We start from the raw sequence: 26662 nt of genomic DNA, 5'->3' as shown, positions 1-26662 counted from the left end.
ATAAAGCGGGCGGGAAAACGGGAGAAGAAACTAAGATGAGGAAGTGGTTAGGATAGATCAGGCAACAATTATTACAATTATGCAGGACGCAATCAGTACGGTTCTGACTGTGGCCTTGCCCCCAATCCTGATTGGACTGGTCGTGGGAATTATTATTTCAATTTTTCAGGCCGCAACACAAATCAACGAACAGACGCTGACTTTTGTGCCGAAAATCATAGCGATATTGGTTGCGTTGCTGATCTTTGGAGGAATGATGCTGAACAATCTGACCGAATTTACGACACGTATATATGAATATGCCGTGACGGTCAGTTAAAGGGCGCTTAGATATGACAGAATTTTTTGGGGCTTTTTTTTCAAACTGGGAATTCTTTTTGCTGTTGTTCCTTAGGGTGTCCGGCCTCATTTTTACATCGCCGATATTTGGAAGGAATAACATTCCGAATATTGTTAAAATCGGCTATTGCGCCTGTATCGCGGTGTTGTTCTTTATGTCCATCGACCAAATTGCAATGCAAATGACCGCGTTCGATTACGGCGGGGATATCCTGCTGCTTATCCTTCTTTGCATCAAGGAGCTGCTGTTTGGTATGGTGCTGAGTTTTGTGCTCAACCTGTTTTTCCAGTTGATTTCCTTTACGGCAGGGCAAATGATCGATATGCAGATGGGTTTCGGCATGGTTAACGTTTTTGACGTGCAAAGCAATCTCAGTATTCCGATGATTGGCAATTTCCTGAATTTACTGATGCTGATGGTATTCTTTTCAATAAGGGGCTATGAATACCTGATTCGTATCATGGCGCTGTCGATTGAAAAAATCCCCATTGGCGGTGTGACCTTCAATCCCCAGATTGGCTGGGTTGCGTTGGAGCTTTTCATCCAGGCATTCCTGCTTGCGGCAATTGTGGCAATGCCAATCGTTGCCTCCGGATTGCTGGGCGAGGCATGCTTCGGTATCATGATGCGCATGGTGCCGCAAATGAATGCCTTCTCGATCGGCATTCCAATCAAAATTATACTGGGATTTCTTGTTTTGTTCGCGGTCATACCAGTATATGTCACCTTTATGCCCCAGGTGTTCGACCAAATGTTTGCGGGTATGGAACAGATGTTTTCCACCCTGACAGGATAGGAAAGCCATGGCTGACAATAATAGCACAGGCGAAAAAACAGAAAGCGCTACCCCAAAAAGGAGACAGGACGCGCGGGAACGCGGACAGGTATTGAAAAGCATGGAACTTGTGATGACAGGTTGCCTGCTTATCATGTTTGCAGCGCTGAAATTCCTCACTCCGGTGGTTGCACAGGGAATCATGGATTTAACCGGCTCATTCCTGTCCGGGCAATATATGCCGGATGGCATGCTGACAGTAGACAACGTCGGAAGGGTTATGCAGCAGATGATCTTCGGTTTCCTGCAGGTCATGCTGCCGATTCTTGCGGTTGCGGTCGTTGCGGCGGTACTTATCAATGTGGTCCAGACGGGCTTCCTGTTCAGCACAAAGGCCCTGGAACCAAAAATGAGCCGCCTTAATATTGCAGAGGGGTTCAAAAGGCTGTTCTCCGGGCGCACGCTGTTTGAACTGGTGAAATCGATCCTGAAAATCGTGGTGATCGGCGTGATTATTTATATCGAAATCAGTGCCGACCTCCCCGCATTTTCCATGATGCTGAATCCGGGCCTAAAGACATCGATTCTTCAGGTGGCGGATATGATTTTCAATGCGGGATTCAAAATACTGCTCTTTCTTGCGGTTATTGCGCTGATGGATTATATGTTTCAGCGCAGAAAATTTGAAAAAGACCTCATGATGACCAAATATGAGGTTCGTATGGAAATGAAACAGCAGGAAGGCGATCCGCAGATTAAGGGAAAAATACGCCAGAAACAGCGCCAGATGGCAATGATGCGCATGATGCAGGATGTGCCGAACGCCGACGTCATTATCACCAACCCGACACAATACGCGGTTGCGCTTGAATATGACGACCAGAAAGGCAGTGCGCCGTTTGTGATTGCAAAAGGAAAAGATGTGATTGCGGCTAAAATCAAGGAAATTGCGGGCGAACATAAGATTGAGATCGTGGAAAACAAGCCGCTTGCCCGCAGCCTGTATGTGATGTGTGAAATCGGCGACCAAATCCCTGTTGAAATGTACCAGGTCGTGGCTGAAATCCTTGCGCAGGTCTATAAGAAACGAAACCGGAAATAGTATAAATTTTATGATAAAGAGGTAATGAATGAAGATCAAAGATGCGGCAATTGCAGGCGTTGTTTTACTGGTAGTGCTGCTTATCATATTGCCAATTCCACCAGCCATGTTGGACGTGTTTCTGGTAATGAATATTTCTACGTCGCTGCTCGTTTTGCTTATGACGCTGTATGTTCACGAACCGTTGGATTTTGCGGCCTTTCCGACGTTGCTTTTATTCCTGACATTGTTCCGCCTGGGTCTCAATATTGCGTCTACCCGCTTGATTTTGGGAAATGACGGCAACGCCGGCAATGTAATCGAGGCCTTCGGCAGCTTTGCAACAGGGGGAAACATTGTCGTTGGAATCATCATATTTGTGATTATTATTGTCATTCAATTTGTTGTTATTACAAAAGGCGCGGAACGCGTCGCAGAGGTTTCCGCACGCTTTACACTGGATGCAATGCCGGGAAAACAGATGGCGATTGACGCAGACCTTAATTCGGGCCTGATTAACGAACAACAGGCACGGGAACGGCGTGAAAAAATATCCAGCGAGGCCGATTTCTATGGGGCGATGGATGGTTCCAGCAAATTTGTAAAAGGCGACGCCATCGTCGGCATACTGATTACGGTAATCAACATTGTCGGCGGACTGATTATCGGCAGCATGTATGGGGCGGGAATGCCCTTTGATGAAATTTTGCAAATTTATACGATTGCCACGATTGGCGACGGACTGGTCAGCCAGATTCCGGCGCTTATGGTGTCAACCGCAACCGGAATTATTGTTACAAGGGCGGCGTCGAAAGAAAATTTTGGCCGCGACCTGATAAACCAGCTGACAAGCCAGCCGTATGTATTCCTGATTTTGGGGATCATGCTGATTGTCATCAGCCTGATTCCCGGCTTGCCCAAGGTTCCGATTTATATCATCGCCGCCCTGATTCTTATTGTTGGCATTGTGCTGCTGCGGGCAAACAAAAAGCCGGAAAAGCCGACGATAGAGGAGGACAAGGCGCTTGCCGCAGCTAAGGAAAAACGAAAACCGGAGAATGTAACATCGCTTTTACAGGTTGAACTGATTGGGATCGAGCTTGGTTATGGGCTCGTCCCGCTTGTTGACACCACACAGGGCGGGGATTTATTGGAACGTGTCGTTATGATCCGCAGGCAGTGCGCGATTGACCTCGGTATTATTGTCCCGGTAATCCGTATCCGGGACAATATCCAACTCGGCACAAATGAATATGTTATCAAAATAAAAGGAATTGAAGTGGCGAAGGGCGAGGTTATGCTGGACCACGTGCTGGCCCTCAGTACAAATGAGGTAAAGGGGAAAATACAGGGGATCGAAACCGTAGAACCGACGTTCGGCCTCCCGGCAGTCTGGATTACCGAAAATGAGCGGGAAAAGGCCGAGCTGCTCGGATATACGACTGTAGATGCGCCTTCCGTAATCGCGACGCATCTTACGGAGACCATTAAACGGCATGCGTCAGAACTTCTGACGCGGCAACAGGTTCAAACGCTTGTCGATAATCTTAAAACAACCCAGCCCGCATTGGTGGAAGAGACGGTTCCCAAACTTTTTTCACTTGGGGAACTGCAAAAGGTATTGGGAAATCTCTTGGAAGAAAACATTCCCATCAGGGACATGGGCTCCATTCTGGAGACGCTTGCGGACTATGGAACTGCGGTACGTGATACCGACTTACTTACGGAATATGTCAGGAAAAGCTTATGCCGGGCAATTTCAAAGCGGTTTGTACCTGATGGCAATGCCCGGGTGATTACGCTTGATCCGTCCCTTGAAAACCTGATTGCCGAAAAAACAAAGCAAACAGAACAGGGGACCTATGTCGCGCTTTCCCAGGACGAAATACAAAGGATTTACAGCCATTTAAGAACTGCGGTTGAAAAAATGAACCAGATGGGCATTACGCCGATTGTTCTGACATCTCCGCTCGTCCGCCGTCAATTTAAGAATATTACCCATTCGCTGGTGCCGGACCTTATTGTGCTGTCGTATAACGAATTGGAAAATAATGTGGAAGTATATTCGGACGGAGTAATCGGCCTTTAGCCGGCAGCAGAAGAAAGGAAAATGATAAATGAAACTGAAAACATTCCGGGCGGCCAATATGTCGGAAGCCATGCAGATCATCAAGGATGAAGTCGGACCGGACGCCGTGATTATGAGCAGCAGGCAGGTAAGGAAGAAAAAAGGCCCGCTGAGCCTCTTCAGCAAGAAGGAATATGAGGTTCGCGTGGGATTTGAAGAGGAGGAAATCCCAAAGCGTATGCAGCCGGAGATGGTTGCAAACAGCGTACCCGTACGTTATCCGTCAAGGCCTGCTGTGCCTGACCATCAGGAGACATCATCCGGAAACAACGAAGCGGTTGTGCGTGGAATGGACGAAATGAAGAAAATGATCGAGCAGCTGAGCGAGCAGGTTTCCAGACCGGAGATGGCGCCGCAGAAGCGGTTCCCAGGGAAAATCTCAGCGTTATATCAACGCATGGTCAAGAATGGCGTTGAGGCAGGATTGGCAAACGAAATATGCATTGAAACCGAAACGATTGCAGACAGCCGAAACGCGGACCCTGATGAAGTTATCGTGAACCTGCTCAAGGATTTATTGGGGAATCCGCATCCGATCGAGCCGACGAAATACCGTCGTAAGACGATTATGCTTGCCGGACCGACAGGCGTTGGAAAAACCACAACCCTGATTAAGCTTGCCTATATGCTTGTGTACCGGGAAAAATTGAATATTGGAATTGTGAATGCCGATTCATTCCGCGTGGCGGCGAAGGAGCACATCAAAGCATATTGCGAAATTCTAAAGACCGATATGATAACGATCTATAAACCGGAAGAGCTTAAGGATGCGCTGGACGCGTTTGCGGATAAGGACATGGTCTTGATCGACACAGCCGGAAAAGTCTCGGACGACAAGCAATACCTGATGGATTTGGCAAAGCTGATCAATATCGGCAAGGTAGATGACATCTATATTACGCTTTCAGCCGCTACCTCGGAACGCGTACTTCGTACGGCGATCAAAAATTATAGCTTCCTGAAAAATTATAGCATCATTGTTACCAAGACGGACGAAGCGCCGGACAGGGGCGTATTCCTTTATCTGGCGAAAATCAGCGGAAGGCCGCTTTCCTACCTGACAACAGGACAAAACGTGCCCGACGACATTAAGCTTATGGATTCTTCCGAAATAGCGGAATCCATCCTGGAGAAATAGCATGGAGGATCAGACGCAATTATTGCGCAAACGGGTGGAAACGGCGCTGGAAGCGGAAGGAAGCAAAGCGCGTACGTTTTGCGTAACCAGTGGAAAAGGCGGTGTAGGCAAGACGAGTTTCTCGGTGAATTTTGCGCTTGCGCTTGCAAACCGCGGAAAAAAAACAGTTATTCTGGACGGCGATTTTGGTTTTTCCAATGTAAATATTATGTTGGGAAAAAATGCTAAATATTCGCTCGAGCATGTTGTGTGCGGGCAAAAAAAGCTGTCGGAGGTCATGGAAGAATCCTATCCCGGCGTATGGTATATTTCCGGCGGCTCCGGCGTAGCGGAACTGCTTCGCCTGCGCGGCGGGCAAATGGAGGAAATGATACAACAGTTAGGCGAGCTCGAACAACAGATGGACTATATTATTTTCGACACAGGCGCCGGGATCAACGGTAATATCCTGCGGATGATTGAGGCGAGCGACCAGACGATCCTTATAACAACACCGGAACCGACCTCTATTCTGGACGGTTATGTCGTAATCAAAACCGCTTCGGGCCTCGCGGACCGGCCTGATATGAGTGTCGTAATCAATAAGGCGGCAAGCGAAAGGGAAGCGAATGTGACATATCATAGCCTTGCCGACGTTGCCCGCAAGCATCTTGGGTATGAACTTTCGATGCTGGGATTTATTCCGGCCGATAAGAGAATCACCCAGTCCATCAATTCGATGGAACCATACCTGAGGCAATATCCATCGAGCCTCACGGCGATGCAAATTCAGAGGATTGCGGATCATGTTACAAAATTACAGCCCGTGAAAAGAGAGCGCGGTATTTATAGTTTCTTTCGGCGGTTGGCGAAAAGGTGAAGCAGATGGAAGGCAAAATTCAAAAATCGATCGTACGGATGGGCGAATCCATTCAAATTGTTCTGCCTGATGGTGAAACCTATAAAACAAAGGTGCAGTTGGCAGAAAAAAGATACCTGTGGATTCAGGATTCCATTCGTGAAGAGCAGCAGGAAACCCCCGGAACATTCCTGACTATGCTTTTGGTGCGTGGGGTTAAAAACGTTTCATTTAAAGCCATTTTTGCCGGCAGGGAAATCATCAATGGGGTAAGTTTACTGAAATTTGTTGCGGTTACCGATCCGGCGGACGACAACCGCAGGGAGTCTTTCCGGCTCTATAAACTGTTCGATCTCTCTGTTTCCAGGCTGTATGGAAAGCCGGACGCGAAACCATCCGTTCAATGCCAGGGGCTGGATATTTCCGATGCAGGGCTGGGATTCGCTTCGAGCCAATGGTTTCAATTCGGTGAAATCATCGAGTGCAGGTTCAGCCTTGCAGATGCAAGATATCGCTTATCCGCAAAAGTAGTGCGTGTTATCAAACAAGTGACGGACGCGCAGGAAGAGGTATACCGGGTCGGCGTGAGATTTATCCGGGCGGGGGATAATACCCGCAAGGGTATCCGGCGTTATATTTACCTTCAACAGACCGCACGGCGGAAAAGAATGAGGAAGGAAACCGACGAGTAACTACGGCGGGGCAAATACCGATGGAGGAAATGTGTTTGACGGACGAAAGGGACGCAGACGTCAAAAAATTGTGGGACGCTTATTTTGAGGAACCGAATATTGAAAATAACAACCGGTTGATCGAGCACTACTTATATTTGGTAAAATCGATCGTGCTTCGAATGTCGCCGCTTTATAAGACAACCTTCCGTGATTACGATGATCTTATCAGCAACGGAATCCTGGGCCTGATGGATGCAATCCGGAAATTTGACAGGAAACGGAACATTAAGTTTGAAACGTATGCACAGCAGCGGATCAGGGGAGCGATACTCGACTATATGCGCCAGCAGGACTGGATTCCGACCAGTATGCGCAAGGAAATCAAACTTGTGAAACGCACCTATGAAGATATGACAATGGAATTGCAGCGCGCACCGGAATACGAAGAGATAGCGGAACGCCTCAATATGCCGCCGTCCAAGGTGGAACGGATATTCTTAAACGACTACCAGTATAGCCTGGTCCATTTTGAAGATATGGTCAGCGGCGTAACGTTCCGGATCAAATTTGAAGAAAACACGGAACAGTTCCTGCAGGACGATCATGCCGATTGGGTCCCGGGCAATAATCTTTTGGAACAGGAAGCGCGTGACACGCTGGCAGGCTATATCAGGGAATTATCGGAAAATGAACAATTGGTCCTGGAACTGTATTATGTCAAGGAATTGACACTGAAGGAAATTGCGGCGGTTATCGGACGTACGGAATCGCGCATATCCCAGATACACAAACAGGCGATTGAAAAACTTACGGCAAGGTATCTGAAAGGGTACGAAAATGGAAAAGAATAGCACGATCGAAAACAGCAAGGAATTTGAAACCGATTGCGATTGCATGGACGGCGCCTTTTGGCTCTGCTACAAGGACGACGGTGTTTACTTAAGGGTACAGCCGGCAAAAGACGGTGGCAAGGCCATCGATAAACTAAAAATGATCGAAACAATCAAACGGAAAAGGATCGATCATCCGCGCCTGGACATTATAAGCGCCTTGATAACTGCTACAACGCCTGCGGAAGAAAAAATTGCGGAAGCTCAGGAGGAGTTTATTATTGACGAAGAAATGAGCGTCGAACTTTCCGAGGATCATATGCAGGCTTTTTTGACATTATTACCGCCTGATGAACACGGACAGAAGCTGGCGCCCGAAGAGATCGAGCGGCTGTTGAAGGAACATTACCATATCACCTATGGAATTGATCCGGAGGGGCTCGAGACAGTTTGCAGTGAAAGACCTTACGGGAAAAAGACGCTGATTGCATCGGGAACTCCTCCGCAGGCTGGACAGGATGGCAGTGTTACCTATTATTTTGCAACAAAGGATCAATCCGGAGAGCTTTTAAGCGATGAAACGGGGAAGGTTGATTTCAGGAATATTTCGAAATTTGAACGTGTGAGCGAAGGGCAAGTATTGGTGCGCAGGGAATTTGCGGCAGTTGGAGAGGATGGAACAAATGTCCTTGGAAAAAGGCTTGCCGCTTCCAAAGGTAAGGAAGCGCCGTTTCCAAAGCCCGGAAAAAATGTCAGGCTTTCCGAGGATCGCAGGGAACTAAAGTCGCTGATTAACGGGAAGGCCTCTATCAAGGCAGGCAAGGTCTTTGTGCTGCCCCACATCAAAATTGACGGCGATATTGATATGTCGGTGGGGAATGTCGATTTTGACGGGGATATTGTAATTTCCGGGAATGTAAACCCGGGATTCACTGTGACCGGAACAGGCGACGTCCTCGTCGCCGGATCATTTGAAGCGGCGTCGATACAGGCCGCGGGAAACGTTACGATCCAGGGCGGGGTGAAAGGCGCGGACCGGGGGAAGATTACGGCGGGGGGAAGCGTGAGTGCGCCGTTTATTGAGCGCACTGTTATTACATCCGGGGAAAATGTGACAACAGGTATGCTGGTAAACTGCCATGTGACGTGTGAAGGATATATCGACGTGTCACAGGGACGCGGGACGTTGGTCGGAGGCAGTACAAGCGCAGGGCAGTATGTGGTTGCACGAACGATTGGATCGGACGCCGGAGTCCCGACAAAGGTCTTGATTGGGGCGCTGGCACAAAAACGGCAGCGGGCCGCCGAAGTGGAAAAAATGCTGGCGGGACTTGATTCCAATATAGGCAGGCTGGAGCTTGCATTGAAAAAGCAGGCTCCCGAAGCGCACGAAAAGGCAAAGCTTGACCTTATGGTAGCCTCGCTGAAGCTAAAAGCAGAAAAGACGAAATTGCTTGAAGAAAAAGAGACGCTGGAAAAGGAAATCCTCGCTGCCAAAGCAGGTACGGTCCATGTGCTCGGTACGATTTATAAGGGCGTCAAGCTTTATTTTGGGAAAGAGGCATATACCGTTCCTTATGACAATAAATATGTCACATATTTTCGGGAACAAAAGGAAATCCTGACAGAATCATGCAGATATGTCCGAAAAGAAAAATAAAAAAGGTACGTGAATTTACCATCTTAAGCAAAGCGCGGGAGGTAGAAGTATGATACGGGGAATAGACGGCCAGATCATGATTAACAAGTCGGTGGATTATGCCAAACAAATGGCCGATCAAATTAACAATGTACAGCAGGGCCAGGATTTTATCAGCGAAATGGAAAAAGCGCGGATGAACAAGAGCGATCAGGCCGTAGCAGAGACGGACCGGACGGAGGACGGACGGATTCGAAGAGAAAAAAATGATAAAAGCAAGCAAGAAGACAGGCCGCCGGAGCAACAGTCAGCCGATGACAAGGAAGCGGTTTTGGAAGACGCCGGAGTGGAGGGACGGGAAACAGGGCTTGGCAATTCCATCGATATTAATGTATAGGACAAACTGGGGAGAAAGATGATGGGTATCGAATATTTTTTATTTGCATTGATGCTGTTCGGCATGTTCTTAATCGTATTATTCCTCTTTTTTCATAGAAAGAGACGCTGTCAAAAAGCAGAGGAATCCGAATGGGAGGAACGGAAACAAAGGCTGATGACCCTTTACTTCGAAGTGCAGGACATGATGGAAACATTTGAAACGGACGTAAAAAACATCAGGGACTGGCTTGAACTGCAGCGTGAACAAATGGAAGCAAGGACGGGGGAACAGGCTGCAGCCCAACTTCCGAAAACGGAACAGACCGGGCCGGAGCTTCCCAGGGAAGAACCGAAACAGGCCAAGCCGCTCGTGCATAAAATTTTGGAGCTTCAAAAAAGCGGTATGACCGAAGAGGAAATCGCGGAAAAGCTTTCGCTTTCAAGGAACGAGATAAAATTTGTGCTAAAAATAAATTCGTGTGAAAAATAAGGAAATATCGCTAAAGTTTTATTCAGTAATATCCGATATTTTATATATGAAGGATTTATAGGAGGGAAAAATGCTAAGAAGCTTTTATATTGCTACAACCGGGATGCTTTCCCAGCGGTCAAAGATGGACGTAATTATCAACAACATTACGAACGTGGATACGACCGGATATAAAAAAGACCAGGTGATGACCCGGTCTTTTGACGATTTGCTGCTCGAGAGGCTGAATGATCCTTCAATCCTGAACCGCAATACCGCAGTCGGCGGCCAAAACACCGGCATCTATGTGGACGAGCTGGTAACGGATTTTACACAGGGGCCGATGGAAGAAACCGGGCGGCAGACGGACCTTGCGATTACGGGCGACGGCTTTTTTTGCGTACAGACGCCGGAAGGGGTTCGTTATACGAGGGACGGCAATTTCCAGGTAGATGCAAATGGAAATTTATTGACTCAGGACGGATACTATGTGCTGGGCGAGAACGGGGGAATGCTTAACGTCGGTAACGGGGATTTTTCCGTGAAAAGCGACGGCAGCATTTTCAATAACGGCGGACAGGCCGGCAGGCTGTATATAGCAAGGTTTGCCAATAATGATGTTTTACGAAAGGCGGGAGGAAACCTCTATTATCCTTATAATGGGGAACAGTCGGCCATAGCGCAGAATCCGGCGGTGGCACAGGGAATGCTGGAAGGGTCAAACCTCGACCTTGGCCGTGAAATGGCGGATATGCTGCTGACAAACCGAACCTATGAAAGCAACCAGCGCATCCTGCGCATGGTTGACGAATCGCTGTCGAAGACGGTCAATGATATCGCTAAATTCTAACGGAGGAAACAGGAAATGATGCAGGGTACGTATACGGCCGCGACCGGGATTGCTTCCCAGCAAAAACGAATCGATACGATTGCCAATAACCTCGCAAATTCAAATACAACAGGGTTTAAAGCAAGCAGGCTGGATTTCAAGGATGCGCTTTACCAGAATATGCAGCGTGTCGAACAGCCGCAGGATGGCCTGAATATGCGGAAGGGACATGGAACATTAGTTGCCGGGACCAACCGTATTTTTACGGAAGGACAATATTTGGAGACGGGCAGAGACCTTGATTGTTATATCGACGGAGAAGGTTTTTTTACGGTGCAGTCGCCCGCCGGTGAAATTTATTATACGCGCGACGGAAGCTTTGCAAAAAGCAGCCAGGCCGATGGAGAGTATCTTATAACGGCTGACGGATATTATGTTCTCGACCAAAACGGCCAGAAAATCCGCATCCAGGGAACCTCACTTGAAATTTCCCCGGAAGGCGGGCTTTCGGAAGGAGGCGGCGCGGCGGAATATGCCAGGCTGGGCATCGTTGGATTTCCAAACCAGGAAGGCCTTACCGCAGTTTCGGGCAACCGTTATGCAGCCTCTCCGGCATCGGGACAACCGGCCGCAACTGACGCAAACGTAATACAAAAGGTATTGGAAGGCTCCAACGTTAATTTGGCAGATGAGTTTTCTAAACTGATCCGCGCGAGCCGCGCAATGCAGCTTGCATCACGCGCGCTTTCGACAGCGGACGAAATGGACGGAACTGCCATATCAACCAGGCGTTAAAGGAGCGGTGAATCATGGCACTAAGCTATAAAACCTGTAAATACTGCGGTCGTATCTTCCAAACAAGCGGCGCGAATATATGCCCGGAATGCCTGCGGGAAATGGAAGACCAGTTTAAGTTAATTAAAGAATACCTGTACCAGCACCCGCGTGCTTCCGTGGAAGAGGTTTCGAAGGATACGGAAGTCGATGAGAGGTTGATCCTGCATTTCCTGAGGGAGGGCAGGCTGGAAATGGTTGCGGCCGACGGGTTTCTTTTGTGTGAAAAATGCGGCGCGCCGATTACCTCCGGACGCCTGTGCAAAAAGTGCTCGGAAGAACTTTCCCATGCGCTTGGAAGCGCGCTTTCCAAGCCGCAACCGGCGGCAGGCGGCGCGGCGGATGCAAAAAAACAGAAAAGTGCCGGGGGAATCAAGCAGGACAAGTTACATGTGGATATTCACATCAGGAAATAAAAGGGAGTGAGCAGAATGAAAATTGACGCTACATCGTCTATATATGCAACACAACGCTACCGCATGATCGGAAACAGGACCGCCGTTCAGGAAAACAAAAAACAGGGGAACGACGATATCGAGATTTCCGGTGAAGCGATTTCATTTGCAAAAGCATTCGGCGCTGCCAAAGCGGGACTGGAAAAAAACGGCCATACGAGCCCGCGTGTCGAGTCAATCAGGAATATGGTTGCATCGGGCACATATAAAGTAGAAGCGGAACAAATCGCCGATTCTATCCTGATGTATATCTGAAAGGCGATAGAATGATTGAAAATGTGATTGGCGTACTGTACGAGCTTGCAGACCTTTACCGTGAGATTTACGGGATATCGCTTGAAAAGAAGGAAGCTGTCGTCTCCAACAATGTCGAGCGTGTCGGGGAAATTGTAAAGACGGAGTGGACGCTTCTTGGAAAGATATCCGATTTGGAGGAAAAAAGGCTTCAAATGGTGCGTGAGGTGCTTGGTGCAGACGCGGTTGGAGATTCTGGTGAAGCTGCGCTTGAAGATATTTGCAAACACGGCACGCCTGAAGAGGCAAAAGAACTGAAAAATGCAGCAGAGGCGCTGCGGGCGCTGATTGCAGAGCAAAAAAAGATCAACGCCGAAAACCAGGCGCTGATCGGATTACATTTGGACTATACGGATTACATGATTAACGTCTTTTTAAAAGAACCGCAGGCCGGTAATATCTATGGTAATTCGGGAGAAGTCGAGGAAGAAAATCCCGATCACGGAATTATCGACAGCAGCGTATAAAGGAGCTTATCTATGAGATCGACGTTTTACGGATTGGAAATTGCAAAAACAGGGTTGTTTACCAGCCAGAACCAGCTTGACATTACAGGACACAATATTGCAAATGTAGATACGACCGGATATACACGCCAAAGACTTAATACCGCGGCACTTCCGCCGGCGGGTGGAAACGGCTTTATTGGAACGGATATCAAAGGTACGTCCGGGCGCGGAGTAGAGACGATTTATGTAGAACAGGTTCGTAATTCCTTCCTAGATTATCAATACAGAAAAGAGAATACATCGACTGCAAAATGGCAAACAAAAGAGCAGTATTTTGAATATGCAGAAGCTCTTTTCAATGATGAACTTGACGACATGGTAATATCGACAGGCGTATCTGCGATATTTTCCAGTTTCTATAATTCACTTTACGAGCTGGAAAAATCTCCTGAATCGCGGAGCATCCGCGACAACGTACAACAGAACGCCATTAAGATGACGCAGACCATGAATTCCTACTATGACCGCTTGGTGGAGCAACAGGATACGCTTAATGAAAGCGTCAGGATCACAGTGGATGAAGTAAATGATATTGCCCGGCAAATTGCCCGGCTTAACGGGCAAATTTACGGATATGAACTTTCGGGGGCGAAGGCTAATGACCTGCGGGATCAGAGAAATACGCTTTTGGATACGCTATCCGGCCTTATTAATGTGAATTCTTACGAAGATGTCAATGGCCAACTGGTGGTTGAAATAGAAGGGAAAAACCTTGTAAGGCATACGCAGTATCAGCAATTTGTCGCAGAGCAGAATATTCCCAATCCCATTGACGGAGGTGAAACACAGCTGTACGGCGTGTATTGGGCGGACCGTGAAGGAAATGCGACGGCAAACGAAGTGAATATTACCAACGGGGCCTTGCGTGGCTATATGGATGTTCGTGACGGAAATTCCAAGGATGCGGTGGGGATTCCGTATATCGTCCAGCAGTTGAATAACCTTTGTCAAAAAATTGCATCTGATATAAATTCCGTCCACGAAAAAGGTTACACCATCCCGAATGAACAGGGAGGGGAGAGTAAAACAGGAATTAGCTTTTTTGATGTTCCGACTGATCCAACCGATCCTGCAAAGAGGGATTATAGCCAGATTACAGCTAAAAATTTTCGGATTAGCGACGACATCATGAAAGATGTCTTTAATATTGCCGCGTCGGATATGCTTGTTTCCCAGACGGGAGACGTAAACGAACAAAAGGGAAACGCAAAAATTGCAATTGCGATGGCTGAATTGATAACCAAGAAGAATGACGAAGGCAATCCCGACAATATCGACAGCGTATATAAAGCGCTTATGAGCGATATCAGTACAGAGATGAAGCATATCCACGACACTGCGGACGGACAGGCCGTAATGAAGGCACATTTACAGCAACAGCGCAAATCGGTCAGTGATGTTTCGCTGGACGAGGAAATGACCAATGTCGTCCGGTTTGGGCATGCATACAGCGCCGCTTCCAGGGTGATTTCGGCGATTGACGAGCAGCTTGATACACTTATCAATAAAATGGGACTCGTGGGCAGGGCCTGAGTTTAAAGTCTGTTTGGGAGGAATAACATGAGAATTACAAATTCGATGATGATAGACAATTTGCTGAGCAACTTGAATTCAGGGCTGCGGCGCGTTGGAAAATATAACGACCAATTATCAAGCAACCGCAAGATCGTCAAGCTGTCCGACGATCCGGTGGGTGTACTAAACAGCCTTAATGCCCGGCAGCAAATCCGCCGGTTACAGCAGTACCAGAATAATGTAACATCTGCACGCAGTTGGGTAACGCAGACAGAGACCGCCTTAACAGAGATGGAACAGGTTGTTATCAATATGAAAGAATTGGTTACGGCGGCGGCTGGCGTTAAGCACGATGAAGATAAAAAAATTTACGGAAAGCAAATTGCGGAATTAACAGAGCAGTTGCTTGAGACATGCAATTCAGTGAATGGCGACCGTTATGTATTTGCCGGCTTTAACACAACGAATGCGCCTTTCGTTGCACAGCGGGATGAAAACGGAAATTTGACGGGTGTTTTATATAATGGGCTTGATCTTTCAAAATCCGGAAAAAACGTCCAGCCGGATCAGCCGATCGCGGATACGGCCAATGCATCCGGTTTTGCATGGACAGGTGTTCTTTCTGCGCCGGATACCTATGCCGTTACATCTGCGGCAAACAGGGTGACATTTACAGATTCGCACGGCAATTCCAGCGTAATTACAATAGATGCAACCGGATGGGAAGCAGGAAAAGATTCTAAAATCGAACTGAAGGATGCAGACGGCAAAAGCTTCGGTACGCTTTCGTGGACCAACGGGACAACTGTTCCGACAGCAGATGAAATTGCCGGGGCGATTGCGTCCGCCGGAACGGTTCAAACCCGTTCGATTGCCAACGGTTTCTCTAATCCCGTAATGGGACCGGATGCGCAGGGAGCTGTCGCGGCAAACGGACTCTCATGGACGGGACAAATGGGCGACGAAATGCAAAAATACACGTTGGAAGCGGATGGCGACCAAATACGCTTCATTAATTCGTATGGAAGTGTGGAGTATGTTCATACAGTGGATGCAGCCGAAATTGCCGCAAAGGAGATCGACCTTTCCGCGGATGGTTTCGGGATCATTTCATGGACGGCGGACTCGGCGGTGGACCCGCATGATCCTGCGAAGGATACGATTGAAAAATCGGTTGCCCAGATGGTCGCTTCCGCAGGATTTGTAACCACTAAATTGGGAGAGGAAGCCACACAGGATATCCAGTTTGAAATCGGTTATAACATGATGTTCGACGTTTCGTTTACGGGAATTGACGTCGTTGGAACAGGGGACGACAATATGTTCAACATCCTGATCGACTTGAAAAATGTTTTGCAGAACGGCGGAGCAAACGATGAGATTTCGCAGTATTTGAGTTCCCTTTCAGGCATTCAGGACCGGCTGCTCACCTGTATGGTTGGGACCGGAACAAGGACAACAAAGCTGGATGCAATGGTGAACAGATATTCGCTGGATGCGATTAATTATGAAGCAATCCGTTCTAATATCGAGGATATTGACCAGGCGCAGACTATTATGAATTACAAATACAGCGAAGCTATTTTTAAGCAGGCGCTTGCCAGCGGTGCACAGATCATACAGCCGACTCTGATGGATTTTTTACGGTAATCGTTTAGGGAAAGGAGAGGTTCGCAATGAAAACGCTCAGTATCAATACGAGCCGAGCGTCACTGGAAATTTCATCTACACGTGCGCAGCTTGATATCAGGAATCATGTACGCCGTAGTTTCCAGGTCAGGACGACGCGGCCTCAAATGGAAATTGTGCATCAAAAGCCGCAAATGAAAGTGAATTGGAAAAAGGTATGGGCTGACAGAGGTATCCGTTCTCCTGAATATTTTCGGCAATACACGATGCAGCTTGCGCGGCAAATGACGAGGGAAGCAGTCCGGAAAATGGTAGAAAGCGGAGATTCTTTCGGCGCGTTGGAGAACTATTTTGGCACTTCGCAAAACCCGGTTGGTGAATGGGCTTATAGTGAAATGATGGGGGATATCCCTGAAATGGCAATGTCTTCCGCGATTCCGTCTCCTGAAATTGAATGGACGGAAGGTGCTATGCGAATCGAGTGGTCTCCCGGAGACGTCGAAATTGTCTGGACGGAAGATTTCATGCCCGATATTACCGTAACGCCTTATTCGGTCGAAATTCGCCTGGGAAACCACAGCGTGGTCAAGGTAACGGTAAATGAAGATAATTTGCCTGAAAAAAGCGGGCGAAATGTCGATAAAAAAATCTAAAAAGGGGTTATAGGGTGAAAATACAATCGGCACGTTTTGGAATTATTGAAATAAACGATCAAAGCATCATATCGTTTGACGGCGGCCTTCCCGGTTTGGAAGGCCTGGAGAAATACGCAATTATCCGCTGCGACCAGACCGATCCGATCCAGTGGCTGCAAAGTGTCGACAATCAGGACGTATCGATCCCCATTATCAATCCGTTTCTGTTAAAACCGGATTACGAGATTGAAATCGACGATTCTGAACTGGATTTGATTCAAACACACTCGGAAGAGGACCTGGTTGTTTTATGCATTATGGTGATACCTGATGATCTTACGAAGATGACGATCAACCTGATGGCGCCGCTTTTGGTAAACATCAGAAAAATGATCGGCGCACAGATTATGATGGATTATATAACCCTTCCGATCAGCGAGCCCGCTTTTGATGCGCTGATTGAATACTACAAAAAAGAAGGGGAGGTAGCAGCGGATGCTGGTTCTGTCGAGAAAAGCAAATGAGTCGATTCTGATTGGCGATGATATCAAGATTACTTTACTGAATATTGATGCTGAACGGGTCAAAATCGGGATCGAAGCGCCTAAAAACCTGAGGGTATTCCGGTATGAAACACTGAAAAAAGTTGTTTTGGAAAATCAGGCGGCAGTCCACGTGAACGTCAATTTGGTAGAACTTGCCGGATTAAAGGAACACGCACAGAAAGAAAAAAAGTAAGAAGTTATATATCAGGGCAAAGGAGCCACACTCGCTGTTTTGCAGTCTAGCGATTTTTTCAGTAACGAATCCAATGAGAGCGGAGGGAAATTTTATGACGAATATTTTCGAAAAAGCGAATATACAATCGAGCGGACCTGAACTCGGCAATATTAAGGATGGCCGGACAAACTTGGGCGGCCAAATGCCGGTTGAGGTTTACCGCCTGTTTCAATACACAATGCGCGATGTTCTTACGAATGAACTGGGAAAAGAAAGAATGATTGAGCTTTTTCGAAAAACAGGCGAGAAAGCAGGCAAGGCATTTTACGAGTCCAATTTGAATCACGGGCTGGATTTTGATGGATTTATTAGGGAATTGCAGACCTCGCTTTCTCAAAACAAAATTGGGATATTGCGTATTGAACAATTTGACAGCGAAACCGGAAAAGCAATTTTAACGGTATCCGAAGATTTGGATTGTTCCGGCCTCCCGGTTCTGGGCGAGACGATCTGCAATTATGATGAAGGCTTTATTGCAGGAATTTTGAAGGAATATACCGGAAAAGATTATATTGTTACCGAAATCGATTGCTGGGCAACAGGGGATCGGGTATGTCGGTTCGAAGCTCATATTAAATAGGCAGGAAACCGAGAAAGAATAATGGCAAATAACGATGCACAAATACTATTTCAGTTTTTAAAAGATATCCTTTATAAAACGGATAGTCAGCCAAACCTCGACATCTCTGCCTTATCCGGGGACTTCCGCGATTTGGGCGAAGGTCTTAATTTCCTGAGCCATTGCGTTGCCGAGGCTCGTGAATACGCAACCGGGATTTCAAACGGCGACTTTATCGTTTCCCATCCAAATAAAGACAACCCATTGTGTTGGCCACTTAAAAACCTCTGTTCAAATCTTGCGCACCTGACCTGGCAGGTGCGGCAGATTACACAGGGTGATTATAACCAGCATGTTGAATTTATGGGTGAATTTTCCGATGCTTTTAACTTGATGACTGAACAGCTGAAGCAACGGGAATGCAACGTAGAGCTTGAAACTAGGCGTGCCGAGGAGGCCGTACGATTATGTGCGGAATTAAACACATTTATCCAGTATTTGATGAACCGGTTTTACGCTCCCATCCTGATCCTGGACCATAGCGGCCGCATTCTCTACCAGAATTCCATGTCGATACTGGAAGAAAAGGAACATCCGGAAGAGATGAAAGCCCTGCGCTCTGAATTCTCTTCTTTGAAATGCAAAACGCCGACTGCGATTGACATCGGCAGCGACAGGGTTTATCAGGTTTGCCGGTTTAACCTTATTTGGAAAAATTGCCAGGTTTACGCTTATTTAATCGATCCTATTTCCAAAACGGAAACATCGGATGAAGAATCGTTTAGTATGTATGATTCCCTTACAGGCCTGTATAACCGGGATTTTTGTTTTGATATGATGGGAAAATATATCAAAGACAATATCAAATTTACCGTCTGTTATATTGGTTTCGATGGCCTTGAAGAGATGGATACTACCGAAACCGATCAATTTATTATGGATGTGGCGGGCAGCCTGCGGGAAAGCTTTCATTCCGACGGTTCTATTTGCCGAATTGGTAAATGTGAATTCATCGTCCTTTTGAAAAACTATTCCGATAATGTCGCAATCTTACGAATTCGGAAAAGCCATGGAATTTTGAAAAAAACGGCTGCAAAGAATATGCTGTTTTTGCGGATGCGTTACAGTATCAACGAATACCACAGGTCTGCCTATCCGTCATTGGATGAAATATTGGAGACGGCAAAGTGTAACTGCACATTCATTGAACCGTCGAAAGCAATCCGTACGTTTTCCGCCACGGACCGGGAATATAATGTGGAATATGATCCGATTACCCATTTTCCGACCTTTAATTTCCTGCAAAAGTCAATGAATACCAGATTCTCGGCCTCACAGCGGACCGGGCTGCAAAATTTGGTTATTCTGTATGCGGATATTTTGAACTTTAAAACACTGAATGATTACTATAGTTTTTCCGAAGGCGACAGGCAGCTGCTTGCTTTAGCCGATTTTTTTCGCCAAAATCTGAATGTTTTTACAGGGTCACGCATCCTCTCCGATTTCTTTATTATTGTTTTTACGCTGGAAAAAGGAGAAACCCTTGAGGGCACAATACAGAACCTGAATAAGCAGGCTGAAGCCTTTTTGAATCAACAGCGTTTTTACCATCCGAAATGCAAGATCGAAATTGTCGGCGGCATTTGCCCGATTGTCCTGGATACTTACAAGGGGATGAACGATGCGCTTGACCGCGCAAATATAGCCCGGAAAATTGCCAAGACGGACTATAATACGAAATTCCTTCTTTATGATGAGCATATGCAAAAAAAGCAGATGCGTGAAGCGCAGTTGGTTTCGAAATTGAAAACTTTTTTGCAGAATGATGAATTTGAATTCTTTTTGCAGCCGCAGGTCGATCTCAGCACTGGGAAAATTCTTTCGGCAGAGGCATTATGCAGGCTTCCGCAAAAAGGGTCCGTCTTTGCATCCGGTCCTAACGAATTTTTGCCCTTAATGGAACGGAACGGCAGCATCGTCGATATGGATTTCCAGATATACGAAAAAGTATGCCGGTATTTACGCAATAAGCTCGACGGGGGAAAAACAGTGGTTCCAATCTCCCTCAATTTATCGCGCGTCCATATGCAGCATGATGATTTGGTGGAAAAAATCTCGAAACTGACAAGACGGTACAGCATTGATCCGTCATTGATTGTATTCGAACTGACGGAAAACATTTTTTTCGATTCCTATGACCGGGCAATTGAAACATCAAAGCAATTAAGAGCGGAAGGTTACCGGATATCGATCGACGATTATGGCTCGGGATATTCTTCGGAGGACCTTTTGCTGAACATTAATTTTGATGAACTCAAGCTTGACCGCAGTTTTGTAATCTATTTGTCTGAGCAGGAAAAAAGGGAAAGAACCATTATTGTGCTTACCAGCCTGATCGAAATGGCGAAAAAGCTCAATATGACAATTGTTTGCGAAGGGGTGGAAACGGCGGAACAATTAAAGATGGTGAGGAATTTGGGCGTTGATCTTGTGCAGGGATATTATTTTATGAAGCCCGTCGACGTTGTAAGGTTTGAATTGCTTTTGGATTTGAATGAAGGACGTTTTCACTTGCCGTGGAAATAATAATGCAAGCAATATAGAAGAGTTGCATACTACTACAAGTAAAGAATTTGAGGAGAACCGAAATGAAATTATTCCAGGCTACCTTGGGTTATGCGCTTAGGATTTTATATTTTTTGGACAAAAATGAAAAAAGGGTGGTAGCGGGGCCGGAGATTGCCGCAACACTTGGGATTTCATATAAGTATCTGTTGAAGGTCTCGTCAAAACTGATCAAAGAAAATATGATTGCGTCTGAACAAGGCCGCGACGGCGGTTACCGGTTGCTGAAGCAGTTGGAGGATATTTCTGTTTTTGACGTTATAAATGCCATCGAGGGAAGTATATTGCTTTATAAAACTCCAAAAGGATTGCAAAAATATGCGGGAGAATATGAAATTGTCGAATGCTTCACTGAAATACAAAATCAGTTGGAATCTTATCTAAAGAATATATCCGTAAAAACATTGTTTTTTGAGAAAAATTGCGTCCCATTATTTGAAGGAGGGCGGGCAGGTTGACGCACAAGCGGCAATATAATATATACTGTCACTATAACATATATTTTTTCAAAAAAATTATTAATTTCTACTTGCATTTTGGGAGATTTCTGATAGAATAGTAAAGGTCGATATGTGGAGAGATTCCCGAGTGGCTAAAGGGAGCAGACTGTAAATCTGCCGGCGACGCCTTCGATGGTTCGAATCCATCTCTCTCCACCAATTTTGCGGATATGGCGGAATTGGCAGACGCGCACGGTTCAGGTCCGTGTGAAGGCAACTTCATGGAGGTTCAAGTCCTCTTATCCGCACCAGACCAATATAATCCGAACCGCATTTTCCCTGTTGGGGATGGGTTCGGATTTGTTATATACTTCGCATAAAAAGCAGCAATCACTTCGGGCCAAGTTGACCCGAAGTACACAAAAAAAGGGGCGGCGGTATCATTGTCTTGATACCGCCGCCCCGCGTCGTTTAGTTGTTCTGCTTCCTTTCCACACCGTTCTTTTCCGCTGCACGTTTGGCCTTCCACTCTGCAAATTCCCGCTGGCCTTCTTCGCTCTCATAAAACGCGAGGATATCCGGCATAATGCAGCGAGCCACTGCCTCAATTTTGTACTGCGGAATGTTGGTGTCATTGATTAGTTTTTTTCGCCTGCCCAAATGCTACCTCCACGATATATTAAATTTTAAGATGTACCGCCCGCCAATGCGGGCAATCAGTTTTGTATAAGCACCCCTCCTTATCTCATATAGCCTTTGTTCCTTTGCGGCGGCTGTGCCTGCCGCCGTATTTCCTCCGGCAGTGAATCTACAAACCGTCGCAGGTTTTGGTAGTCAGATTTTATCTTCGCTTCCTCCATCTGTTTACCGATGCTGGCTTTTTCTCCTGCTTCCGCTTTTTTGGCAAGGGCAGTGTTTTCTTTTTCAAGCTGGTTGATCTCCCGCTTATACTTCCTGACCTGTGTTTCAAACCGCTCCATACCGGGGAAGAATTTTTGTAACAGCGCAAGCACCTCGTCCCTTTTCTTGCCTGCGTTCAGCGGATTGATGCCATCTAACGTGGCTTGTATCTGTGCTGCCTGCCTTGTGAGCCGTACAGCCTGTTTGAATACCCTTGTCGGGATATGCCGCCGCCCGGTTTTACTGGCCGATTCGCCACGCTCAATGTTCGGGAACGATTTGACCATGTGGGCGAAAAACTCGTCCTGCCACCTCGTTAGCTGGGCGCGATTGCCGATAATCTCCTTTGCGGACAGCCGCCCGTCCTGCGTTATTGGCGTAAAGCAAAGGTGCATATGCGGCGTTCGCTCGTCCATGTGGACAACGGCGGAGAAGATATTATCCATGCCAATCTTCCGGGCGAGAAAGTTCGCCGCCGTTTGGAAGAACGCCTGCACTTCCTCCCGCTTCTTTCCCTTGAAAAAGTCCGGGCTTGCTGTAACCAGCGTATCAACAAACCGCACGCTGTCCTTTCGTGTCCTGCACCCCGCCGTTTCTATCCGGCTATTTGTTTCCCGCAGATATGATTGCGCGGGCTGTACGATGTGAAAATTGTGCCTGCTTCTTGCCGTGTCAATGTCGGGATTACTGGCATACTTTTCTTTGGTGCGTTCATGGTGCGCTTCCAGCGCACCCGCGCCGCCCTTTTGTTTGGCAAAGCGCATAATCGCGTATTGTGCGATATGACCACTCCTTTCCTGTTTTTGAGTAGAAAAACAGGAGCAGTTTCGCCCCTAAAAGGTATTGGGGTATTACCCCCTCGTGTTGTAAACCTCAAAACCCGTATGGTTACAGGCTTTTTCGCCCCCTACTTTTCTACTCTTGACCTCCGGTTCCGGGCATGTGCGGCTTTCTGCTTCCGCAATGTCTCTTTCGCGCACGCTTCGCAATATTTGGCATTGTTTGATGTGGAGCGAAATGCCACGCCGCAGACCGCGCACCGCTTTGTCGTATCGTCTTTGAAAATCTCCGCTTCCAGCGATTGCCCGGCTTTGTCCATGAGCAGCACCCGCCGAAAAAACTTGCAGTTGACGGAATATGATATGCTCTGCACGCATACGCAAGGTTGCCCGTTATCCAGCAGCACACAATTCCCATCATCATAGTTGCAGCAGATATTGCGGATCAGCCTCACGGCCTTTTGCCTTTGACTGTGCGTCATGCGCGGCAGGCAGCCGTCCGGCTTTCGCTCGATTGGTGGTAAAGACCTGATATTGAACATAAACACCTTCCTCTGTTTTGTTGCAACAAAAAACCGCACTTTCATTTTTGATTGCGCGGCCCGTTATTGCTGTTCGTTTTCGTACTGGATAAACTTCTTCTTGATGGCCTGCATTCGCTTAATCACCCCGCTGTGGTTTTTGTACCCCAGCCTGTCCGCTATCTCCCCGTAGGTGAAGCCCGCCATCCGCAGTTCCAGTATCTTCACATCCTTTTGCGGCAACAGGGCTTTGAAGCGTTGGATATAGTCTTCCCCGGCGATCCTGTCTTCAAACCCGGCGGATTTATCCCGCACCTGATAGACGCCGTGCCCTTCGTCCTCCATGCACGCTTCAAGAGATACCGTCTTAACCCGCTTTGACCGCGTGTGATACCACTTGCGCAGGAAATCCTTCCTTACTTTGGTGTCCCAGCGCATGAAATCTTCTTCGCAGGGCATTTCCTTCACAACGTCGAGGATTGGCTGCCAGCCGTTTTCCTCAACCGCCCGCTTAACAACCCGCCGCATTACTTCTTTCACATACCCAGCGTCGGGAAAGGGGAAGGCGGTATGCGGCAGCGTACGGAACAGCGCCTGTACGCCCCAGCCCGTTTCCTGCTCCACGCCCTGTGCCCATAGCGGCAGGGCGTAAGCTAACTGCCATGCGGGGGTATACCCGGTGTAGTGCTCGATCCACCCGCGAAAGCCGAAATGCGGGAACGCCAGCCCCGCCATCGCGTCCGCGATCTCTTTCAGGAACGGATCGCCTTTAATGGATTCGATCTTTTCTGCCGATGCGGACAGTTCGGACAGGTCGCGCGGCAGCTTGCGGAGCGTGAGACATTTGAGGAATACGTCTTCGGGCAGGAAGTACACAAGGGGAAGGTAGCGGATATTGCTGTCATAGGGGAATACGAATTGATTCATAGGGAGAGCCTCCTTCCGACGAAATGGCCATCTAAAAATTCACGTCAAAAGTATAGACCGATTGTTCCCGATTTGTTAAAAAATATTTCTAGAAAACCAAACTTTTTTCTTCTGGATACATCAGGCCACCTTAGCCCGATGTGGCAATGCGAGGATGGCTTGCGCAATCTTGCCCTGCATATATTCTGTTCCTTCCAGCCCTATCTTCTCTTGAAGCGTTCTGCATTCCGGCATACTGTTTGCGCCACCTCTGCTTCAAGCAGGAAACAGGGCGTTATAAGCGGCTCGTGGCCCAAAAGCCGCAATGATTACGCGTCTTTGCGCCGCAAATCATTGCTTGTTAAGGGCTTCTGTTATTGCAGCTTCAAATTCATCGTGCGTTTGGTCGCTGCCGCCGAGAAATATTTCAGATATGACGCCCTCCGCGTCAATTACGAGCGTATAAGATGTACTGAGCGAAGGGTACAAGTCCTTTACATCACCGGATTCGTCCAGCCCGATAGGGTAGGTAAATCCTCTCTCGGTAATAAGATCTTGAATCTTGTTTGTGCTATCATGAGAAGCCACGCCGATAAAAATTACATCATCCGAATATTCCTCGGACAATTCCTGTATTGCGGGCATTTCCGCGACGCATGGGGCGCACCATGTCGCCCAAAAATTGAGGAACACGACTTTCCCTTTGTTTTCGGATAGCGTAAACGTATCGCCGGATAGAAGATTCACGGTAAAGTCGGGGGCAGTATCGCCTGCTTGCAATTGGTTTGCGATTATGCTTTTTCTTTCAGACTCCACATAGATGAACCTACCGACAATTAGCACAGCAAATGCAATCGCCACGGTAAAAACGATTCTTAAGATGATTGTTTTTCTTCTTCGCATTGTTTATTATCCTTCTTTTTTGTAAAATATATCGCATTATGCTTGCACATGGAACGACATTCTCCACACCGGATACACTCGCGGTCATTTATTTTGCGGGTATCCAGCTTGCAGGAACTTACGCACGCGCCGCAATTCACGCAATTGTGTTCGTCTACCTTTATCCCGAACAAGGCAACCCTGTTGAACAGCGAGTAAATCGCTCCCAACGGGCAAAGAAAACGACAAAACGCGCGATACGCAAACACACTCACAAGGATCACGGCCACGAGTACAAAGATTTTCCAATCAAACAGCGCGCCTACAATCGCCTGTAAACTCTCGTTTGCCGCGACGAGCGGAATTCCGCCTTCCAGTGTGCCCGCAGGACAAATGAATTTACAAAATGCCGGGATGCTCACCCCATCTCTTGCCAGAAAAAACAGAGGGAGAAATATTACAAACGTGATGAGAATACCATACTTGACCAGTGATGCCCGCTTTGTCCATTTGCTTTTGACGAGTTTGGGCGTCGGGATTTTATGCAGTAGTTCCTGTATCAGTCCAAACGGGCATAAAAATGCGCAAACACCTCTACCCAACAATATTCCAAATAACAACAAAATTCCTACAGTATAAAGCGGCAATTTGTATTTTATCTCGCCCAGCGCGGCCTGCAAACTGCCTAACGGGCAAGAAGCAATCGCACCGGGGCAAGAATAACAGTTTAGCCCAGGAACACAAACACCTTTTACATCGCCCTGGAATATCGTACCATTCGCGAATCCGGCAATATTGGCGTTATATAGCAATGCGGATAAGAGTTGGATATATCTGCGCTTAACCAATTCCGATACACTCCAGACATATGACCACAGCCTTACGTAGAGTGTCCGTGTAATCACTCTGCGCTATTCCAATAACAATGAATGCCAGTGCCGCTACAAGCAGCGTGTATGCTATTGTTTTCTTTTTCATGACAATATATCTCTCTCAGCTTCCTTAATTCACAACAAAAAACCGCTTCGCCTAAATACGCGAAATGGCACTGTTATAGGGAATCAACGTAAAAAAGACTTGCCGATTCTTTTTGTGCCTGTCTGATGGGTTCCCGATTTTCCATGATTTTCAAGTCCTTTTTTCGTGAAGTTACTGAACGCAGGATTTTTCTATTTTTCTGATCGCATCATCAAAAGCATTGTTTTATAAGTGGGTACGTGCACATGAATTCATGTACAAAAACAGTATAACAGTTTGCAAGTGGTAAGTAAAGCGCGAAC

At 47.2% G+C, this 26662-nt stretch carries 31 protein-coding genes and 2 tRNA genes; 26 read left to right on the top strand and 7 right to left on the bottom strand.

The features are described from left to right. The first annotated feature begins 52 nt into the window (after nt 1–52). From fliQ to BBD38_RS00840, 26 genes are all read left to right on the top strand, one after another. The gene (fliQ, locus tag BBD38_RS00965; protein WP_066684193.1) at nt 53–319 is read left to right on the top strand and encodes a flagellar biosynthesis protein FliQ; all 267 of its coding nucleotides are present in this window, start codon (nt 53–55) and stop codon (nt 317–319) included. Between the two features lie 13 nt (nt 320–332). Next, nucleotides 333–1136, top strand: a complete 804-nt coding sequence (gene fliR, locus BBD38_RS00960; RefSeq protein WP_066683547.1) for a flagellar biosynthetic protein FliR — start codon at nt 333–335, stop codon at nt 1134–1136. A 7-nt stretch (nt 1137–1143) separates the two neighbouring features. Continuing rightward, nucleotides 1144–2217, top strand: coding sequence for a flagellar biosynthesis protein FlhB (gene flhB, locus BBD38_RS00955; RefSeq protein WP_066683545.1), 1074 nt, complete (start codon nt 1144–1146; stop codon nt 2215–2217). A gap of 28 nt (nt 2218–2245) precedes the next feature. Next, nucleotides 2246–4285, top strand: a complete 2040-nt coding sequence (gene flhA, locus BBD38_RS00950) for a flagellar biosynthesis protein FlhA (protein WP_066683543.1) — start codon at nt 2246–2248, stop codon at nt 4283–4285. Nucleotides 4286–4313: 28 nt separating this feature from the next. Next, nucleotides 4314–5462: a flagellar biosynthesis protein FlhF gene (flhF, locus tag BBD38_RS00945; protein ID WP_066683542.1), complete on the top strand. Its 1149-nt coding sequence runs from the start codon at nt 4314–4316 to the stop codon at nt 5460–5462. Between the two features lies 1 nt (nt 5463). Continuing rightward, nucleotides 5464–6321: a MinD/ParA family protein gene (locus BBD38_RS00940; protein ID WP_066683540.1), complete on the top strand. Its 858-nt coding sequence runs from the start codon at nt 5464–5466 to the stop codon at nt 6319–6321. A gap of 5 nt (nt 6322–6326) precedes the next feature. Then, entirely contained in the window at nt 6327–6992 is a 666-nt protein-coding gene (locus tag BBD38_RS00935) for a PilZ domain-containing protein (RefSeq protein WP_147568031.1), read from the top strand. A gap of 35 nt (nt 6993–7027) precedes the next feature. Next, nucleotides 7028–7825, top strand: a complete 798-nt coding sequence (locus tag BBD38_RS00930; protein WP_172807724.1) for a sigma-70 family RNA polymerase sigma factor — start codon at nt 7028–7030, stop codon at nt 7823–7825. Next, nucleotides 7812–9464, top strand: coding sequence for a DUF342 domain-containing protein (locus BBD38_RS00925; RefSeq protein WP_066683537.1), 1653 nt, complete (start codon nt 7812–7814; stop codon nt 9462–9464). The genes BBD38_RS00930 and BBD38_RS00925 overlap by 14 nt, the downstream gene beginning before the upstream one ends. 49 nt (nt 9465–9513) lie before the next feature. Then, nucleotides 9514–9840 carry a hypothetical protein gene (locus tag BBD38_RS00920; protein ID WP_066683536.1) on the top strand — a complete coding sequence of 109 codons (327 nt, stop codon included), beginning with the start codon at nt 9514–9516 and terminating at the stop codon, nt 9838–9840. Between the two features lie 18 nt (nt 9841–9858). Then, nucleotides 9859–10311, top strand: coding sequence for a DUF6115 domain-containing protein (locus tag BBD38_RS00915; protein WP_172807723.1), 453 nt, complete (start codon nt 9859–9861; stop codon nt 10309–10311). Between the two features lie 70 nt (nt 10312–10381). Beyond that, nucleotides 10382–11140 carry a flagellar basal-body rod protein FlgF gene (gene flgF / locus BBD38_RS00910; RefSeq protein WP_066683534.1) on the top strand — a complete coding sequence of 253 codons (759 nt, stop codon included), beginning with the start codon at nt 10382–10384 and terminating at the stop codon, nt 11138–11140. Between the two features lie 15 nt (nt 11141–11155). Then, nucleotides 11156–11914, top strand: a complete 759-nt coding sequence (locus tag BBD38_RS00905; RefSeq protein WP_066683533.1) for a flagellar hook-basal body protein — start codon at nt 11156–11158, stop codon at nt 11912–11914. Between the two features lie 14 nt (nt 11915–11928). Next, complete coding sequence (locus BBD38_RS00900; protein WP_066683532.1) at nt 11929–12369, top strand: hypothetical protein; 441 nt, start codon at nt 11929–11931, stop codon at nt 12367–12369. Nucleotides 12370–12384: 15 nt separating this feature from the next. Beyond that, a complete protein-coding gene (locus tag BBD38_RS00895; protein ID WP_066683531.1) occupies nt 12385–12663 on the top strand; it encodes a flagellar biosynthesis anti-sigma factor FlgM in 279 nt (92 codons plus the stop codon). 11 nt (nt 12664–12674) lie between these two features. Further along, on the top strand, nt 12675–13169 hold the full coding sequence (locus BBD38_RS00890) for a flagellar protein FlgN (RefSeq protein WP_066683529.1): 495 nt from the start codon (nt 12675–12677) through the stop codon (nt 13167–13169). 12 nt (nt 13170–13181) lie between these two features. Further along, nucleotides 13182–14744: a flagellar hook-associated protein FlgK gene (flgK, locus tag BBD38_RS00885; RefSeq protein WP_066683526.1), complete on the top strand. Its 1563-nt coding sequence runs from the start codon at nt 13182–13184 to the stop codon at nt 14742–14744. 27 nt (nt 14745–14771) lie between these two features. Next, a complete protein-coding gene (gene flgL / locus BBD38_RS00880) occupies nt 14772–16376 on the top strand; it encodes a flagellar hook-associated protein FlgL (protein WP_066683525.1) in 1605 nt (534 codons plus the stop codon). 26 nt (nt 16377–16402) lie between these two features. Beyond that, complete coding sequence (locus BBD38_RS00875; protein ID WP_066683524.1) at nt 16403–17008, top strand: DUF6470 family protein; 606 nt, start codon at nt 16403–16405, stop codon at nt 17006–17008. A 14-nt stretch (nt 17009–17022) separates the two neighbouring features. Continuing rightward, nucleotides 17023–17514, top strand: a complete 492-nt coding sequence (gene fliW, locus BBD38_RS00870) for a flagellar assembly protein FliW (protein ID WP_066683523.1) — start codon at nt 17023–17025, stop codon at nt 17512–17514. Beyond that, complete coding sequence (csrA, locus tag BBD38_RS00865) at nt 17486–17728, top strand: carbon storage regulator CsrA (RefSeq protein WP_066683522.1); 243 nt, start codon at nt 17486–17488, stop codon at nt 17726–17728. Before fliW ends, csrA begins: the two co-directional genes overlap by 29 nt. A gap of 94 nt (nt 17729–17822) precedes the next feature. Continuing rightward, the gene (locus BBD38_RS00860) at nt 17823–18350 is read left to right on the top strand and encodes a V4R domain-containing protein (RefSeq protein WP_066683516.1); all 528 of its coding nucleotides are present in this window, start codon (nt 17823–17825) and stop codon (nt 18348–18350) included. A gap of 21 nt (nt 18351–18371) precedes the next feature. Beyond that, nucleotides 18372–20915: a bifunctional diguanylate cyclase/phosphodiesterase gene (locus BBD38_RS00855; protein ID WP_066683514.1), complete on the top strand. Its 2544-nt coding sequence runs from the start codon at nt 18372–18374 to the stop codon at nt 20913–20915. 62 nt (nt 20916–20977) lie between these two features. Beyond that, nucleotides 20978–21412 (top strand): RrF2 family transcriptional regulator, encoded by a 435-nt coding sequence (locus BBD38_RS00850; RefSeq protein ID WP_066683512.1) that lies wholly within the window; start codon nt 20978–20980, stop codon nt 21410–21412. Nucleotides 21413–21528: 116 nt separating this feature from the next. Beyond that, nucleotides 21529–21613, top strand: a tRNA-Tyr gene (locus BBD38_RS00845). A gap of 5 nt (nt 21614–21618) precedes the next feature. After that, nucleotides 21619–21705, top strand: a tRNA-Leu gene (locus BBD38_RS00840). Between the two features lie 160 nt (nt 21706–21865). On the opposite strand, the gene BBD38_RS00835 is transcribed toward BBD38_RS00840, so the two are convergent. From BBD38_RS00835 to BBD38_RS15150, 7 genes are all read right to left on the bottom strand, one after another. Continuing rightward, entirely contained in the window at nt 21866–22054 is a 189-nt protein-coding gene (locus BBD38_RS00835; RefSeq protein WP_066683510.1) for a hypothetical protein, read from the bottom strand. A gap of 80 nt (nt 22055–22134) precedes the next feature. Continuing rightward, nucleotides 22135–23076 (bottom strand): MobV family relaxase, encoded by a 942-nt coding sequence (gene mobV, locus BBD38_RS00830; protein ID WP_066683509.1) that lies wholly within the window; start codon nt 23074–23076, stop codon nt 22135–22137. A gap of 125 nt (nt 23077–23201) precedes the next feature. Further along, nucleotides 23202–23615 (bottom strand): cysteine-rich VLP protein, encoded by a 414-nt coding sequence (locus BBD38_RS00825; protein WP_066683508.1) that lies wholly within the window; start codon nt 23613–23615, stop codon nt 23202–23204. 63 nt (nt 23616–23678) lie between these two features. Next, nucleotides 23679–24521, bottom strand: a complete 843-nt coding sequence (locus tag BBD38_RS00820; protein WP_066683506.1) for an RNA polymerase sigma factor — start codon at nt 24519–24521, stop codon at nt 23679–23681. A 330-nt stretch (nt 24522–24851) separates the two neighbouring features. Beyond that, nucleotides 24852–25403, bottom strand: a complete 552-nt coding sequence (locus BBD38_RS00815) for a TlpA family protein disulfide reductase (protein ID WP_066683500.1) — start codon at nt 25401–25403, stop codon at nt 24852–24854. Next, nucleotides 25376–26230 (bottom strand): 4Fe-4S binding protein, encoded by an 855-nt coding sequence (locus BBD38_RS00810; RefSeq protein ID WP_066683498.1) that lies wholly within the window; start codon nt 26228–26230, stop codon nt 25376–25378. The genes BBD38_RS00815 and BBD38_RS00810 overlap by 28 nt, the downstream gene beginning before the upstream one ends. Continuing rightward, nucleotides 26223–26360, bottom strand: a complete 138-nt coding sequence (locus BBD38_RS15150; RefSeq protein WP_268873166.1) for a CD1871A family CXXC motif-containing protein — start codon at nt 26358–26360, stop codon at nt 26223–26225. Before BBD38_RS15150 ends, BBD38_RS00810 begins: the two co-directional genes overlap by 8 nt. Nucleotides 26361–26662 lie beyond the last annotated feature (302 nt).

Origin of the sequence: Christensenella intestinihominis, assembly GCF_001678845.1 — a bacterium.
In the GTDB taxonomy this organism is placed as follows: Bacteria; Bacillota; Clostridia; order Christensenellales; family Christensenellaceae; genus Christensenella; species Christensenella intestinihominis.
Note: the sequence above shows the minus strand (reverse complement) of the source record. Positions and strands in the feature narration are given on the sequence as shown.